Raw genomic sequence first — 15,930 nt, 5'->3', positions numbered from 1 at the left:
GCTCCCGGCCCGCCGCGCGCCACCCCCGGGGGGCCTGCGCGACAAGCGCCGGGCCGCAGCGGCAGAATGCCAGGACCAGCTCAGCGACGAAGCGGATCGAGACAGTGACGACAGCTGTGAACAGCGCCACCGGGGCCGCCGGATCCAACGAGGCGATCGGGCGGCGGATCGCCGACGAACTCGGCGTACGCGAAGGGCAGGTGAAGGCGGCCGTCGACCTGCTGGACGGCGGTGCGACCGTCCCGTTCATCGCCCGCTACCGCAAGGAGGCCACCGGCACCCTGGACGACGCGCAGCTGCGCGCCCTGGAGGAGCGGCTGCGCTACCTGCGGGAGCTGGAGGAGCGCCGGGCGGCCGTGCTGGAGTCCGTCGAGGCGCAGGGCAAGCTGGACGACGAGTTGCGCGTCCGTATCCTCGCCGCCGACTCCAAGGCCCGCCTGGAGGACATCTACCTGCCCTACAAGCCCAAGCGGCGCACCAAGGCGCAGATCGCCCGCGAGGCCGGGCTCGAACCGCTCGCCGACCGGCTGCTGGCCGACCCGGGCCTCGACCCGGCGGCGACCGCGGCCGGGTTCGTCACCGGTGAGGTCGCCGACGCCGCCGCCGCGCTGGAGGGCGCCCGGGCGATCCTGGTCGAGCGCTTCGGCGAGGACGCCGACCTCATCGGCGAACTGCGCGAGCGCATGTGGTCCGACGGCCGCCTGGCCGCCAGGGTCCGCGACGGCAAGGAGGAGGCGGGCGCGAAGTTCTCCGACTACTTCGACTTCGCCGAGCCGTTCACCAAGCTGCCCTCGCACCGCATCCTGGCGATGTTCCGCGGCGAGAAGGAGGAGGTCCTCGACCTCACCCTGGAGCCGGAGGCCGAGCCCACGCAGGAGGGCCCCACGCGCTACGAACGGGCGATCACCGCCCGCTTCGGCATCGCCGACCGGGGCAGGCCCGCCGACGGCTGGCTGCGCGAGACCGTGCGCTGGGCCTGGCGCACCCGCATCCTCGTCCACCTCGGCATCGACCTGCGCACCCGGCTGCGCACCACCGCGGAGGACGAGGCGGTGCGCGTCTTCGCCGCCAACCTGCGCGACCTGCTGCTCGCCGCCCCCGCGGGCGCCCGCGCCACCCTCGGCCTCGACCCGGGCTTCCGCACCGGCGTCAAGGTCGCCGTGACCGACCGCACCGGCAAGGTCGTCGCCACCTCGACCATCTACCCGCACGTGCCGCAACGGCGCTGGGACGAGTCGCTGGCCACGCTCGCCGGGCTGTGCCGCGAGCACGCCGTCGAACTCGTGGCCATCGGCAACGGCACCGCCTCCCGCGAGACCGACAAGCTCGCCGCCGACCTGATCAAGGCGCACCCGGAGCTGAACCTCACCAAGGTCGTGGTCTCCGAGGCCGGCGCCTCCGTCTACTCGGCCTCCGCCTTCGCCTCGCAGGAACTCCCCGAGCTGGACGTGTCGTTGCGCGGTGCGGTCTCCATCGCCCGCCGCCTCCAGGACCCGCTGGCCGAACTCGTCAAGATCGACCCGAAGTCCATCGGCGTCGGCCAGTACCAGCACGACCTGTCCGAGTCCAAGCTGTCGCGCTCGCTGGACGCGGTCGTCGAGGACTGCGTCAACGGCGTCGGCGTGGACCTCAACACCGCGTCCGCGCCGCTGCTGCGCAGGGTCTCGGGGATCACCGCCACCCTGGCCGACAACATCGTCCGCCACCGCGACGACAACGGCCCGTTCCACAGCCGCAAGGGGCTCAAGGACGTCGCGCGGCTCGGGCCCAAGGCGTTCGAGCAGTGTGCGGGCTTCCTGCGCATCACCGGCGGCGACGACCCGCTCGACGCCTCCAGCGTGCACCCCGAGGCGTACCCGGTGGTGCGCCGTATCGTGAAGGCGACCGGCGGCGACATCAGGCAACTGATCGGCGACAGCGCGACGTTGCGCGGCCTGAAGCCGCAGGAGTTCGCCGACGACACCTTCGGCGTGCCGACCGTCACCGACATCCTGGGCGAGCTGGAGAAGCCGGGACGCGACCCGCGCCCCGCGTTCAGGACGGCCACGTTCAAGGAGGGCGTCGAGGAGCTCAAGGACCTCGCGCCCGGCATGCTGCTGGAGGGCACCGTCACCAACGTCGCCGCGTTCGGCGCGTTCGTGGACATCGGCGTCCACCAGGACGGCCTGGTGCACGTCTCCGCGATGTCGAAGACCTTCGTGAAGGACCCGCGCGACGTCGTCAAGCCCGGTGACGTGGTGCGCGTGAAGGTGCTGGACGTCGACATCCCGCGCAAGCGCATCGCCCTCACCCTGCGGCTGGAGGACGAGGCGCAGGATCGCCGGGGTGGTCGGGGCGACCGTCAGGGCGGTGGCAAGGGCGGGGCTGACGACCGCCAGGGCGGCGGACAGGGTGGCGGCGGCCGTCGTCGCGACACCCCGCCGCGCCAGAACCGCGGCGGGCGCCCGGCCCGGCCGGGCGGTAGTGACGGCGGCGGCAACGGCGCGCTGGCCGACGCCCTGCGCCGCGCGGGCCTGGCCGGCGGCGACGGAGGCCCGGGACGCGGCCGCCGCTGAGACACGCGCGCGGCGTCGAACCGCACGTGGGGGCCGGAGCGAACGCTCCGGCCCCCACGTGTGCGTTCGCCGTCTCGTTCCTCCGGTGTCCGGATCGCGGCGCCACCGCCCGTTCCGCGGTGTACTGGTGAGTACGAAAGCCTTGCGCGCGGCCCCGGCACTTCCTAGCATCGTCGCTGTTACATCGTTACTGTCACAGTGACTTCGGCCCGTGGACCGCGAGGCGACGAGGGAGTCCGCCCATGGAGCAGCAGCGTCCGCCCGGTCCGCTCGCGGGAGTGCGCGTCGTGGAACTGGCCGGGATCGGCCCCGGCCCGTTCGCCGCCATGCTCCTCGGCGACCTCGGCGCGGACGTGGTGCGGGTGGACCGGCCCGGCGGTCCCGCGCTCGGCATCGATCCCGCGCACGACGTGACCAACCGCAACAAGCGCTCCGTCGTGGTGGACCTCAAGGCCGCGGACGGCCCCGCGCTCGTGCTGGACCTCGCCGCCCGCGCCGACGTGCTGCTGGAAGGCTGGCGCCCCGGCGTCGCCGAACGCCTCGGCGTCGGCCCCGACGCCTGCCTGGCGCGCAACCCCGCGCTGGTCTACGGCCGGATGACCGGCTGGGGCCAGGACGGCCCGCTCGCCTCCGCCGCCGGGCACGACATCGGCTACCTCGCCACCGCCGGCACCCTCGGCATGATCGGCCCGCCCGACGGCCCGCCCGCGATCCCCGCCAACCTGCTCGGCGACTACGCGGGCGGAGCGCTCTATCTCGTCGTGGGCGTGCTGGCCGCGCTGCACCACGCCCGCAGCAGCGGCCAGGGCCAGGTCGTGGACGCCGCGATCGTGGACGGCGTGGCCCACCTCGGCGCCATGATCTGGGGCATGCTCGGCGCGGGCGTCTGGCAGGACCGGCGCGGCGTCAACCTGCTGGACGGCGGCGCGCCCTTCTACGGCGTCTACGAGACGGCGGACGGCGGGTACATGGCGGTCGGCGCGCTGGAGCCGCGCTTCTACGAGGAGTTCACCCGCCTGCTGGGGCTGGACGCGGGATCTGACGCGGACTCCGGTGCGGGTTCCGACTCCGGGGCCGGGACCGACTCCGGCGCCGACGTGCCCGACCGCGACGACATCACGCGCTGGGGGGAGTTGCGCGACCGCGTCGCCGCCCGCTTCAGGACCCGCACCCGTGACGCGTGGACGGCCGTCTTCGAGGGCGGTGACGCGTGCGTGGCGCCGGTGCTGTCGCTGCGCGAGGCCGCCCGCCACCCGCATCTGGCCGCCCGCGGGACGTTCACCGAGGTCGCGGGGGAGACCCAGCCCGCGCCCGCGCCCCGGCTGAGCGCCACCCCCGGAACCCTGCGCAGGCCGCCCGCGTCGCCCGGCCTTCACACCGCCGAGGTCGCCCGCGACTGGGACCTGCCGGGACTGGCTCCGGCGAGCCCGAACGGCCCCGCCGACCCCGGCGCCCCGCGCCCCGCCGACTCCGACACCTGAGGACACCGGTATGCAGCGAGACCTGTTCACCGACGAGCACGAGGCGTTCCGCGAGACCGTGCGGACCTTCCTGGCCAAGGAGGTCGTCCCGCACCACGAACGCTGGGAGAGGGCGGGCGTGGTGGACCGCTCCGCGTGGCTCGCCGCCGGACGCCAGGGGCTGCTGGGCCTCGCGGTGCCCGAGGAGTACGGCGGCGGGGGCACCGCCGACTTCCGCTATCCGGTCGTGCTGGCCGAGGAGTTCACGAAGGCGGGCGCCTCGGGACTCGCGATCGGCCTGCACAACGACATCGTCGGCCCGTACCTGGCCAACCTCGCCACCGAGGAGCAGACGCGCCGCTGGCTGCCCGGCTTCTGCTCCGGCGAGACCGTCACCGCCATCGCCATGACCGAACCCGGCGCGGGCTCCGACCTCCAGGGCATCCGCACCACCGCCACCGACCGCGGCGACCACTGGGTGCTCAACGGTTCCAAGACCTTCATCTCCAACGGCATCCTCGCCGACCTCGTGGTCGTGGTCGCCAGGACGACCCCCGAGGGCGGCGCCAAGGGCCTGAGCCTGCTGGTCGTCGAACGCGGCACGCCCGGATTCGAGCGGGGCCGCAACCTCGACAAGATCGGCCAGAAGGCGCAGGACACCGCCGAGTTGTTCTTCGACGAGGTGGTGGTCCCCAAGGAGAACCTGCTGGGCGAGCTCGACGGCGCGTTCGTCCACCTGATGACCAACCTCGCGCAGGAACGGCTGACCATCGCCGTCTCCGCCATCGCCGCCGCCGAACACCTGCTGGAGCTGACCACCGCGTACGTCAGGGAGCGCGAGGCGTTCGGCAAGCCGCTCGGCAGGCTCCAGCACGTGCGGTTCGAGATCGCCGAGATGGCCACCGAGTGCGCGGTCACCCGCACGTTCGTCGACCGCTGCGTCACCGAGCACAACCGCTGGGCGCTCACCCCGGTCGACGCGTCGATGGCCAAGTGGTGGGCGACGGAACTGCAGAAGCGGGTGGCGGACCGCTGCCTGCAACTGCACGGTGGATACGGCTACATGGCCGAGTTCCCGGTCGCCAAGGCGTTCCTCGACGGCCGCATCCAGACGATCTACGGAGGCACCACCGAGATCATGAAGGAGATCATCGGCCGTTCGCTGCTGAACTGACGGGCCGTCGACACAACACCACCACAGAGCAGTGCTGACGGTACGTCACCCGCATGTCACCTGACGTGCCGTCACCTTCCTTGAAAGGCAACCGAAGTGACCACCGAAGCGTATGTGTACGACGCGGTCCGCACCCCGCGCGGGCGCGGCAAGGCGAACGGTGCGCTGCACGCCACCAAGCCCATCGACCTGGTCGTCGGCCTCATCCACGAGGTGCGCCGCCGCTTCCCCGACCTGGACCCGGCCGCCATCGACGACATCGTGCTGGGTGTCGTCGGCCCGGTCGGCGACCAGGGCTCCGACATCGCCCGCATCGCCGCGATCGCCGCCGGCCTGCCCGACAGCGTCGCGGGTGTACAGGAGAACCGCTTCTGCGCCTCCGGCCTCGAAGCGGTCAACCTGGCCGCCGCCAAGGTGCGTTCGGGCTGGGAGGACCTGGTGCTCGCCGGTGGCGTGGAGTCGATGTCGCGGGTGCCGATGGCCTCCGACGGCGGCGCCTGGTTCGCCGATCCCATGACCAACTTCGACGTGGGCTTCGTGCCCCAGGGCATCGGCGCCGACCTGATCGCCACCATCGAGGGCTTCACCCGCCGCGACGTCGACGAGTACGCCGCGCTGTCCCAGGAACGGGCCGCCGCGGCCTGGAAGGACGGCCGGTTCGAGCGCTCCGTGGTCCCCGTCACCGACCGCAACGGCCTCGTCGTCCTCGACCACGACGAGCACCTGCGCCCCGGCACCACCGCCGACTCGCTCGCCGCACTCAAGCCGTCCTTCGCGGGCATCGGCGACCTCGGCGGCTTCGACGCCGTGGCACTCCAGAGGTACCACTGGGTGGAGCGGATCGACCACGTCCACCACGCGGGCAACTCCTCCGGCATCGTGGACGGCGCCGCGCTGGTCGCCATCGGCTCCCGCGAGGTCGGCGAGCGCTACGGCCTCACCCCCCGCGCCCGCGTCGTCTCCGCCGCCGTCTCCGGCTCCGAGCCCACCATCATGCTCACCGGCCCGGCCCCCGCCTCCCGCAAGGCGCTCGCCAAGGCCGGACTGACCCCCGACGACATCGACCTGGTCGAGATCAACGAGGCGTTCGCCGCGGTCGTCCTGCGCTTCGCCCGCGACCTCGGCCTGAGCCTGGACAAGGTCAACGTCAACGGCGGCGCCATCGCGCTGGGCCACCCGCTGGGCGCCACCGGCGCGATGATCCTCGGCACCCTCATCGACGAACTGGAGCGGCGCGAGAAGCGCTACGGCCTCGCCACGCTCTGCGTCGGCGGCGGCATGGGCATCGCCACGGTCGTCGAACGCCTCTGAGCGACCACGCCTCCGAGCGAGTACGCCCGTCACCGCCGGTCGCCCGGACGCGACCGCACGAACCCGCCCCGACCGCCCAGTCCTCACGGAGCCGCGAACACCATGACCGAGTCCACCACCATCCGCTGGGAACAGGACGCCGACGGCGTCGTCACCCTCACCCTCGACGACCCCGGCCAGTCCGCCAACACCATGAACGCCGCCTTCCGCGACTCGCTCGACGCGATCGTGGACCGGCTGGAGGCCGAACGCGACAGCGTGCGCGGTGTCATCGTCACCTCCGCCAAGAAGACGTTCTTCGCCGGCGGCGACCTGCGCGACCTCATCCGCGCCACCCCCGAGACCGCCGGTGACGTGTACGCGGGCAGCCTGCGCATGAAGCGCTCGCTGCGGCGCCTGGAGACCCTGGGCAAGCCGGTCGTCGCGGCCATCAACGGCGCGGCGCTGGGCGGCGGTTACGAGATCGCCCTCGCCTGCCACCACCGCGTGGCCCTCGACGCCCCCGGCTCCAGGATCGGCCTGCCCGAGGTCACCCTCGGCCTGCTGCCCGGCGGCGGAGGCGTGGTGCGCACCGTGCGGCTGCTCGGCATCACCGACGCCCTGCTGAAGGTGCTGCTCCAGGGCACCCAGTACAACCCGAAGCGCGCCTTGGAAGCCGGTCTCGTCCACGAGGTCGCCGCCACCCGCGAGGAGATGCTCGCCGCCGCCCGTGCCTTCGTCGACGCCCACCCCGAGGCCCGCCAGCCCTGGGACGAGGACGGCTACCGCATCCCCGGCGGCACCCCGGCCCACCCCAAGTTCGCCGCGAACCTGCCCGCGTTCCCCGCCAACCTCAAGAAGCAGCTGAACGGCGCCCCCTACCCGGCGCCGCGCAACATCCTGGCCGCCGCCGTCGAGGGCTCGCAGGTCGACTTCGACAACGCCCAGGTGATCGAGGCCCGTTACTTCACCGAACTGGCCTGCGGACGCACCTCGAAGAACATGATCCAGGCGTTCTTCTTCGACCTCCAGGCCGTCAACTCCGGCGCCAGCCGCCCCAATGGCGTCGAACCGCACACCGTGCGCAAGGTGGCCGTCCTCGGTGCGGGGATGATGGGCGCGGGCATCGCGTACTCCTGCGCCCGCGCGGGCATCGAGGTCGTGCTCAAGGACGTCACCGCGGAGGCGGCCGAGCGCGGCAAGGCGTACTCGGCGGGGCTGCTGGACAAGGCGGTCGCCAAGGGCCGCACCACGCCCGCCCAGCGCGACGAGACACTGGCCCGCATCACCCCGACCGCGGAGGCGGGCGACCTCGCGGGCTGTGACGCGGTGATCGAGGCGGTCTTCGAGAACCCGGAACTCAAGCACAAGGTCTTCCAGGAGATCCAGGACGTCGTCGGCCCCGACGCCCTGCTGTGCTCCAACACCTCCACCCTCCCCATCACCCTGCTCGCCGAAGGCGTCGCACGCCCCGAGGACTTCATCGGCCTGCACTTCTTCTCGCCGGTGGACAAGATGCCGCTGGTCGAGATCATCAAGGGCGAGCGCACCGGCGACGTGGCGCTGGCCCGCGCCTTCGACCTGGTCCGCCAGATCCGCAAGACGCCCGTCGTCGTCAACGACAACCGCGGCTTCTTCACCTCCCGCGTCATCGGCCAGTTCATCAACGAGGGCGTCGCGATGGTCGGCGAGGGCGCCGACCCCGTCTCCGTCGAACAGGCCGCGGCGCAGGCCGGATACCCGGCCAAGGTCCTCTCCCTGATGGACGAGCTGACGCTGACGCTGCCGCGCAAGATCCGCAACGAGACGCGGCGCGCCGTCGAGGAGGCGGGCGGCACGTGGACCTCCCACCCGGCGGAGGCGGTCATCGACCGCATGGTCGACGAGTTCGACCGCCCCGGGCGCAGCGGCGGCGCGGGCTTCTACGACTACGAGGACGGCAGGCGTACGCGGCTGTGGCCGGGCCTGCGCGAGCACTTCGCCAAGCCGGACGGCGAGGTGAGCATCCCGTTCGAGGACATGCAGGAACGCATGCTCTTCGCGGAGGCGCTGGACAGCGTCCGCTGCCTGGAGGAAGGGGTCCTGACCTCGGTGGCCGACGCCAACATCGGCTCCATCCTGGGCATCGGCTTCCCCGCGTGGACCGGCGGCGTCCTCCAGTACATCAACGGCTACGAGGGCGGCCCGCAGGGCTTCGTGGCCCGGGCCCGAGAGTTGCAGGCAACGTACGGCGACCGCTTCACCCCGCCGGGGTTGTTGCTGGAGAAGGCGGAACGGGGGGAGCCCTTCCGCGACGGTGCGTGAGGCGGCCGGGGATGAAGGGGCGGGGCCGGGGGCCCCGCCCCTGGCGGCTCGGGGAGCACACTCCGCGACAGCCCCGAGCCACGGCGCGGCCCTTGCGCTTCAGCCTGAGCGAACCTGGAAACCCTGACTCGGCGCGGTCGGCGAACGCGTGCAGGCATGCCGCCGAACGGCGGAGACGCCTCGACGCCCCTCCGGGCAGGAAGAGCAGGGTCGAGGCATTAGCGTGGCGGCATGCAGAGCTTCGTCGAGTTCAGCGGCTCCATTTGCGTGGCGCACGGCACGGAGATCGTCATGGAAACGGCCGCGGGTACGGCGGATTTGGGGACGGGCGCTGCGTGCTCCTCAGGAACACGGTTTCAAATCGCCTCTGTCAGCAAGCAGTTCACGGCCGCAGCGGCGATGCTCCTTGTCGAGGAGGAGAAGCTCGACCTTCACGCGCCGATCGCGTCATGGCTGGACGGCCGCTGGCCACGCTGGAGTGAACTGACACTGCATCAGCTTCTGTCGCACACCTCGGGCCTGGGCCACTGGTGGGTTCTGCCGGACTATGACATCAGCGACCCGGACGGAGCACAGGACCTACTCGAGCGATTCTCGATACTGCCTCTGCGCAGTACCCCCGGCACGCAATGGGAATACAGCTCGCCAGGCTACCTGCTGACGGCATGGATCCTCGAGCAGGCAAGTGGTCTGCGCTACGCGGACTTCCTCACCTCGCGTCTGCTGCGCCCTCTGGGTATGGATGCCACCCATGGCTCGACCATCCCTCGGGATCCAGTGGCGCGTGGTTACCGCGGCCGTCGCCGGGTGGATGTCCCGTCGTTCGCCGCCCTGCCCGGGGCGGGCGACATCTGGGCCACAGCCGCAGACCTGGTCCGATACACCACTGCCTTCAACGCCGGCAGAGTCGTCGCCGCCTCCTCCCGAGACATGATGACCACCATCCACGCGTCCGCCCTCGGAGGATGGGGCACGGACAGCCTCGTCGCCGCGGAGGGTTGTGGCTACGGATATCTCCTGGGCACTCTGGCCGGTCAGCCGATGCGCTTTCATCCTGGCGACAATCCCGGATATCAAGCCTTCCTCGGATGGCTCCCGCAGTCCGACCTGACCATCGCGATCCTCTCCAACCAGGAGACCACGGACATCGCTGACGTCCTGCGACACGTGCTCTCTCACCCAAGGGTCGCCATGGCAAAGCAGCCCTGCCGTAGTTCGCCATGGCCGTTCGGGGGGGACCGTCTGAGCGAGCCCTGATGCGAGTATCGAGTCGATCAGCGGGCGCAGACAGCGACGGCGGCACGAGAGCATTCTCTTGGCTCCGCTAGGTCGTCGCCCCGGAATCGGAGGCCGTCGCCCCGGGATCCGACGTGCCGTCGTCAGCTTCCCGCAGGGGCCCGTAACACGCCTGGACCTCCTCGCGCAGCGACCGCTGGAACGCCGTCACCAGCGCCTGCACCACGAGCGGCTGCATGTGTGCCGACAGCGACTTCATCGCCGCCTCACGCCCCGGCTCCCACACCTCGTCGCGGAACATCCTGCTCAACTCCCGTGCCGCTGCCCGGGAATGTTCCAACATGACCTCCCGCGCGGCCAGGATGGTCTCCAGCGCGATCGGCACGTCCAGCAGCCGCACCCCCAGGTGCAGGATCGCCGGATCGACCTCGAAGAGGTCGGGATCGCCGGTCCGGCGCAGCACCGTCATCGCGGCGAGCCGCTCCACGTCCTGCTCCGTGAGGGGCCGCCCGGCCCGATGCTCCAACTCCTCGCGAGTCGTCTCCCGTACGTCCTCCGGCAGCCAGGAGGCGACGAGCGCGCGGTGGATCGCCAGGTCGTGCGCCGTGATGCCATCGGGGAGCTGCTCCAGGTAGCGTTCGATCGCGGCCAGGGTGAGCCCCTGGTGCTGCAACTCCTCGATCAGCGCCAGCCGCGCCAGGTGCTCCGGCCCGTACCACCCGACCCGGCGCGGGCCCAGCACCGGCGGCGGAAGCAGTCCCTTGGTGCCGTAGAAGCGCACCGTGCGCACGGTCACCCCGGCGCGCGCTGCCAGCTCGTCCACGGTGAGCCCCGGCGGCGGAGTCATGGATCGGCCCTCGCTCCCTGCTGTCGCGGTCCGGGCGGATACGGCCCCTGTGGTGCAACAGTATTGCTGTCTCAGCGGCCATGCGAAACCTCGACGACCACGGGGAATCCGTGGCCGGTGCCCCCGACCCCCTACCCGATCGGTGGCACGACCGCCTCGATCAGACCGGGCCCGGGCTCGGCCAGCGCGCGCCGCCCCGCCGCGGTGAACTCGCCCGCCGTACGGGCACGTTCCGCCGGTACGCCCATGCCACGGGCGAGCGAGACGAAGTCCAGGTCGGGCCGGGACAGGTCCAGCAGATCGCGGGCGCGCGGTCCGGCCGCCGCGGCTCCCACCCGGCGCAGTTCCATCTCCAGGATCGCGTACGAACGGTTGGAGAACACCACCGTCGTCACGTCCAGCCCCTCGCGTGCCTGCGTCCACAACGCTTGGAGCGTGTACATCGCGCTGCCGTCCGCCTCCAGACAGAGCACCCGCCGCCCCGGGCAGGCCACGGCCGCGCCGGTCGCCACCGGCAGCCCCTGGCCGATCGCACCGCCGGTCAGCGTCAGCCAGTCGTGCGGCGGCGCGCCCTCGGTGGCGCCGGGCAGCCACAGGCCGGAGGTGTTCGCCTCGTCCACCACCACCGTGTCCGCCGGCAGCAGCGCGCCCACCGCGTACGCCACCGCCTCGGAGGTCAGCGGCGCGTCGCCCTCCGGGGCCGCGGGCCGTGCGGCAGTCGGCGTGGCCGCCTTCAACTCCCTTGTGTCGGCCACGCGTTCGGACAGGTGGCCCAGCGCGGAGATCACGTCCTCGTCGCCCCGCGTCAGTACGTGCACCTCGCACCCGTCCGGCACCAGGTCCCCGGGCAGCCCCGGGTAGGCGAAGAACGACACGGGGGACGCGGCGCCCGCGAGCACCAGATGACGCAGGCCCTCCAACTGGCCGGTCGCCATCTCCGCGAGATACGCCAGCCGTTCCACCACCGGCACGCCCGCGCCCCGCTCCAGCCGTGCGGGGAACGTCTCGCACAGCAGCCGCGCCCCGCTCGCCGCCGCGATCCGCCCCGCCGCGCGCAGGCCTTCACCGCGCGTCGCGGCGCCGCCGACCAGCAGAGCGGCCGGTTCGCCGCCGGTGAGCGCCGCCGCCGCGCGTTCCACCGTGGCATCCGGCGCCGTCGTGACCTCGACCGGCGGCAGCGCGGGCGGCGGCCCGGTGGGCGCCTCGGACCACGAGACGTCCGCGGGCAGGACGAGGGTGGCGACCTGCCCCGGCGCGCGCGTCGCGGCCCGGACCGCCTCCACGGCGTCCCGCGCGAGTGTGCCCGGGTCGGTCGCACGCCGCAGCCAGCCGGAGACCGATCCGGCGACCGCGTCGATGTCGGACTCCAGCGGAGCGTCCAGCCGCTTGTGGTACGTGGCGTGGTCGCCGACCACGTTCACCAGCGGAGTGTGGGCGCGGCGCGCGTTGTGCAGGTTGGCCAGGCCGTTGCCGAGGCCGGGGCCGAGGTGCAGCAGGGTCGCCGCCGGACGGCCCGCCATCCGCCCGTAGCCGTCGGCCGCACCCGTCGCCACACCCTCGAACAGGCACAACGCCGCCCGCATCCCCGGCACCTCGTCCAGCGCGGCCACGAAGTGCATCTCCGAGGTCCCCGGATTGCCGAAGCACACCTCCACACCGGCGTGGGCGAGGCTGCGGATCAGGGTCTGCGCACCGTTCATGTGGGCTCCTACTGCTGCGGTCGGCCGGCTGCCGCGCCCGACGCTACCTGGCGCGGCGCAGCGGGGCACCGACGGCGTGCATGTGACCGAGCGCCTGCGCGTACGACTCCAGCGGCCCGGCCTCGGTGTAGGGCACCCCGAGGCGCGCGCAGTGCTCCCGTACCAGCGGCTGGACGATCCGCAGGTGGGGGCGCGGCATGCTGGGGAACAGGTGGTGTTCCACCTGGTAGTTGAGGCCGCCCAGCAGCCAGTCGGTGACCCGTCCGCCGCGCACGTCCCGTGAGGTGAGCACCTGGCGCCGCAGGTGCCCCCACCGCTCGTCGTCCCGTGGCATCTCCATGCCCTTGTGGTTGGGTGCGAACGCGCAGCCCAGGTGGAGCCCGAACAACGCGTGGTGCAGCGCCGCGAACGCCACCGCCGTTCCGACCGGCATCGCCGACAGCAGCAGCGACACGTACAGCACCAGGTGCGCCGCCATCAACGCGCCTTCCACACGGCGTTCCGGCAGCGGCAGCCGGCGCAGGTCCCGCACGCTCGCGACCTTGAGCGCGACGCCTTCGAGCAGCAGCATGGGAAAGAACAGCCAGGCCTGATACTTCGTCAGGAAGCGTGCGAATCCCTCCCGTTCGACCGCCTGGGCCCGCGTCCACACCAGCGCGCCCACCTCGACGTCGGGGTCCTTGCCCACGTGGTTGGGGTGGGCGTGGTGCCGGTTGTGCTTGTCGTTCCACCACCCGTATCCCATGCCGAGCAGTAGATCGCCGTGGATCAGCCCGAGGGCGCGGTTGACCTTGCGGTTGCCGCTGATCTGCTGGTGGCCCGCATCGTGCCCGACGAACGCGGTCCGCCCGCTGATGACCGCCATCGGCACGGCGAGCAGCAGCACCCACCACGTCCCTCGGGATATCAGCACGCCGGTCCATAGGGCGGCGAGAGCAAGGAAGTTGGCGCCGATCGTCCAGGCGTAGTACCCGTGCCGCCGCCGCAGCAGACCGCGTTCCCTGACCTGCCGCAGCAGTGGCGCGAACTCGCTCCCCGTAGCCGCTTCGGCTTCCAGGACGGACGGACTGGCCACAGGCATGAGAGCTCCAGGCGATGAGGACGCTCCCATCTAGTGGCGGGAGCCGGCTCATCGAACCTATGGACGGCCGAGGCTCCAGGCCATGCGGGCCGCCCCCGACCACGACGGGGGCGGCCACCCGACCACGAGTGGGGACAACCCCCGTGGGCGGGTGCGTCTGTGCCGGACCGGGAGACTCTCGCGGCCCGGGCGGCCTGCGCCGCATCCGGCCGTTCTCGGAACCGGTCGTCCGGCGCCCCGGAGAGCATCCACATGCGAGGCGGACGTGCGAAGGCCGCCGACGCGGTGCGTCGGCGGCCCGACCCGGGGAGGGGTCACGCGGACGGGGCGCTACTTCTCGTCACCGCCGCCGCCGTAGGTGTGGCGGATCGCGTCAGCGGCCTTGTCGGTCTGGGAGTCGAAGCGGTCGTCGGTGCGCTCGTCGGCGAACTGCTCAGCTCGCTCCACGCCCTTGTCCGCCTGGTCGGGGTGGCTCGAGGCCATCTCCTTGGCCTTGTTCGCCAGATCTCCGAGCTTGCCCATTGCAGCCTCCTCGCGGTGGTGCGTTCGGTCTTGCGCTGGTGCGCCTTGCCGATGCGCCACGCCTGAAACCCGGACCGCCCGAGAGAGTGAGGGGTCGAACTGCTGTCCCTCGCCGGGGCGGTGTCCGACGCCGCCCCGGGCCGCCACGTCGCGCAGCGCGCTAGTCGGCCTGCAGGACGAAGAACAAGAAGCACAAGAAGCGCGACCTGGCGGCGATGTCATCGGGGAACGCCTCCCGTGCCGCTGGGTCCGGCTCCGGCTCGCTGATGGTCGTGATGCGGAAGCCCGCCGCCGTGAACGCGTCCGACATCGCGTGCAGCGGCCGGTGCCACATGCTCACCGGGGCCCGCTGGTCGCCGAAGGCCCACTCCTCGACCCAGTTCGTGGTGGCGAAATAGCCGTACTCGGCCTCACGCCCGGCCTCGCGGTGCATCAGGTGGACCGCGAACGGGTGCTCCACGGCCACGATCAGCCGACCGCCGGGCTTGAGTACGCGCCGCAGTTCGGCCAGCGCCGGACCCCAGTCCTCCAGGTAGTGCAGCACCAGGGCCGCCACGACGTCGTCGAACGTGTCGTCCGCGTACGGAAGCGGGCCGCCCAGCTCGGCCAGCCGCAGGTCCGCGTCGTCGCCGAGGCGCCGCCGGGCCAGCTGAACCATCCCGGCGCTCGCGTCGAACCCGCTCATGACGGCACCGCGGTCGCGCAACGCGGCGAACAGCGGCCCTGAGCCACAGCCCGCATCGAGGATCCGCCGCCCGGACACGTCCCCGGCGAGGGCCAGCATCGCGGGCCGCTGGTAGTAGCCGTTGACGAGGTTGGCTTCGTTCTCGGTCGTGTACCCCTCGGCGAAGACGTCGTAGGGGTTGCCCCTCGGCGAACCGGTGGTCATGACGGAGGGCGCGTTCACTTGCTGCTCGTCTGACGTCATGGTGCGGGAGACGTACGCCGTGTCACCTCCGGTTCCTGGCCGCCGCCGGTGCGGCGGCTCACAACCTGACCAGGATCTCGGTGAGTTCCTTGCGCCGGATGTCCGGCACCCGGGCGTCCGGCGCCGGGTAGCCCACCGGGATCACGTACGACGCGCGCTCCTCGGGCGGGCGTTCGCAGATGTCGTTGAGGAAGCGCATGGGGCTGGGGGTGTGGGTGAGGGTCGCCAGGCCCGCCTGGTGCAGTGACGCCAGCAGCAGGCCGACCGCGATGCCCACCGACTCCTTCGTGTAGTACGGGCGCGGCGAATCAGGGCCCTTGTGGACCTCGAAGACCACGATCACCACCGGCGCCCGTTCCAGGAACGGCTTGTGCCAGTCCGTCCCCAGCGGCTCCAGCGCCCGGAGCCACTCCGCGGACGCCCGGCGGCCGTAGAACTCGCGCTCCTCCGTCTCGGCCGCCTCCCGCAGCCGCCGTTTGCGCTCCGGATCGGTGACCGCGACGAAACGCCACGGCTGGACGTTGGCGCCGCTCGGCGCGGTCGCCGCGGTGCGCACCGCCCACTCCACCACGCCGTCCGGCACCGGTTCCGGGGAGAAGTCCCGCACGGTACGGCGCCGCTCCATCACCTCGTGGAAGGCCCTGCCCCGGGCGACGGCCTCGTCCGCGGTCACCACCATCGGGCGGAGCGGCACGGTCGGGTACGGGCGCCCGCTCGGGACCGCGGGCATCGTGTCATCGGCCATGCCGTCAGGACAGCACACCCCGCCCGCCCCCAAAAGACCGCGCGACCGGCCAGGTGCGCGACGATCCCGTCGGGTGGCGCACGGCGAT

General features: G+C 72.2%; 12 protein-coding genes. 6 read left to right on the top strand and 6 right to left on the bottom strand.

Going from position 1 to position 15,930, the window contains the following annotated elements:
- Positions 1-104: 104 nt before the first annotated feature.
- The 6 genes from K7472_RS06360 to K7472_RS06335 all read left to right on the top strand — a co-directional run bounded on the left by K7472_RS06360 (position 105) and on the right by K7472_RS06335 (position 10,040).
- The gene (locus tag K7472_RS06360) at positions 105-2,555 is read left to right on the top strand and encodes a Tex family protein (RefSeq protein ID WP_222974887.1); all 2,451 of its coding nucleotides are present in this window, start codon (positions 105-107) and stop codon (positions 2,553-2,555) included.
- 242 nt (positions 2,556-2,797) lie between these two features.
- Complete coding sequence (locus K7472_RS06355; protein ID WP_222974885.1) at positions 2,798-4,036, top strand: CaiB/BaiF CoA transferase family protein; 1,239 nt, start codon at positions 2,798-2,800, stop codon at positions 4,034-4,036.
- A gap of 10 nt (positions 4,037-4,046) precedes the next feature.
- Entirely contained in the window at positions 4,047-5,189 is a 1,143-nt protein-coding gene (locus tag K7472_RS06350; protein WP_222974883.1) for an acyl-CoA dehydrogenase family protein, read from the top strand.
- A 96-nt stretch (positions 5,190-5,285) separates the two neighbouring features.
- Positions 5,286-6,500, top strand: coding sequence for an acetyl-CoA C-acetyltransferase (locus K7472_RS06345; RefSeq protein WP_222974882.1), 1,215 nt, complete (start codon positions 5,286-5,288; stop codon positions 6,498-6,500).
- Between the two features lie 102 nt (positions 6,501-6,602).
- Entirely contained in the window at positions 6,603-8,783 is a 2,181-nt protein-coding gene (locus tag K7472_RS06340) for a 3-hydroxyacyl-CoA dehydrogenase NAD-binding domain-containing protein (RefSeq protein WP_222974880.1), read from the top strand.
- 231 nt (positions 8,784-9,014) lie between these two features.
- Positions 9,015-10,040: a serine hydrolase domain-containing protein gene (locus K7472_RS06335; RefSeq protein WP_222974878.1), complete on the top strand. Its 1,026-nt coding sequence runs from the start codon at positions 9,015-9,017 to the stop codon at positions 10,038-10,040.
- A gap of 67 nt (positions 10,041-10,107) precedes the next feature.
- On the opposite strand, the gene K7472_RS06330 is transcribed toward K7472_RS06335, so the two are convergent.
- The 6 genes from K7472_RS06330 to K7472_RS06305 all read right to left on the bottom strand — a co-directional run bounded on the left by K7472_RS06330 (position 10,108) and on the right by K7472_RS06305 (position 15,842).
- A complete protein-coding gene (locus K7472_RS06330) occupies positions 10,108-10,866 on the bottom strand; it encodes a MerR family transcriptional regulator (RefSeq protein WP_222974876.1) in 759 nt (252 codons plus the stop codon).
- A 131-nt stretch (positions 10,867-10,997) separates the two neighbouring features.
- A complete protein-coding gene (locus tag K7472_RS06325) occupies positions 10,998-12,566 on the bottom strand; it encodes an acetolactate synthase large subunit (RefSeq protein WP_222974874.1) in 1,569 nt (522 codons plus the stop codon).
- Between the two features lie 43 nt (positions 12,567-12,609).
- Complete coding sequence (locus K7472_RS06320) at positions 12,610-13,647, bottom strand: fatty acid desaturase family protein (RefSeq protein ID WP_222974872.1); 1,038 nt, start codon at positions 13,645-13,647, stop codon at positions 12,610-12,612.
- A 330-nt stretch (positions 13,648-13,977) separates the two neighbouring features.
- Entirely contained in the window at positions 13,978-14,169 is a 192-nt protein-coding gene (locus tag K7472_RS06315) for an antitoxin (protein ID WP_222974870.1), read from the bottom strand.
- A 160-nt stretch (positions 14,170-14,329) separates the two neighbouring features.
- Positions 14,330-15,058, bottom strand: a complete 729-nt coding sequence (locus K7472_RS06310; RefSeq protein WP_372457934.1) for a class I SAM-dependent methyltransferase — start codon at positions 15,056-15,058, stop codon at positions 14,330-14,332.
- Positions 15,059-15,155: 97 nt separating this feature from the next.
- Positions 15,156-15,842, bottom strand: a complete 687-nt coding sequence (locus K7472_RS06305; protein ID WP_252395152.1) for a nitroreductase family protein — start codon at positions 15,840-15,842, stop codon at positions 15,156-15,158.
- Positions 15,843-15,930: the final 88 nt, after the last annotated feature.

The organism is Streptantibioticus parmotrematis, from assembly GCF_019890615.1.
GTDB lineage: Bacteria > Actinomycetota > Actinomycetes > Streptomycetales > Streptomycetaceae > Streptantibioticus_D > Streptantibioticus_D parmotrematis.
This window is presented reverse-complemented; position numbering and strand designations above follow the sequence as displayed.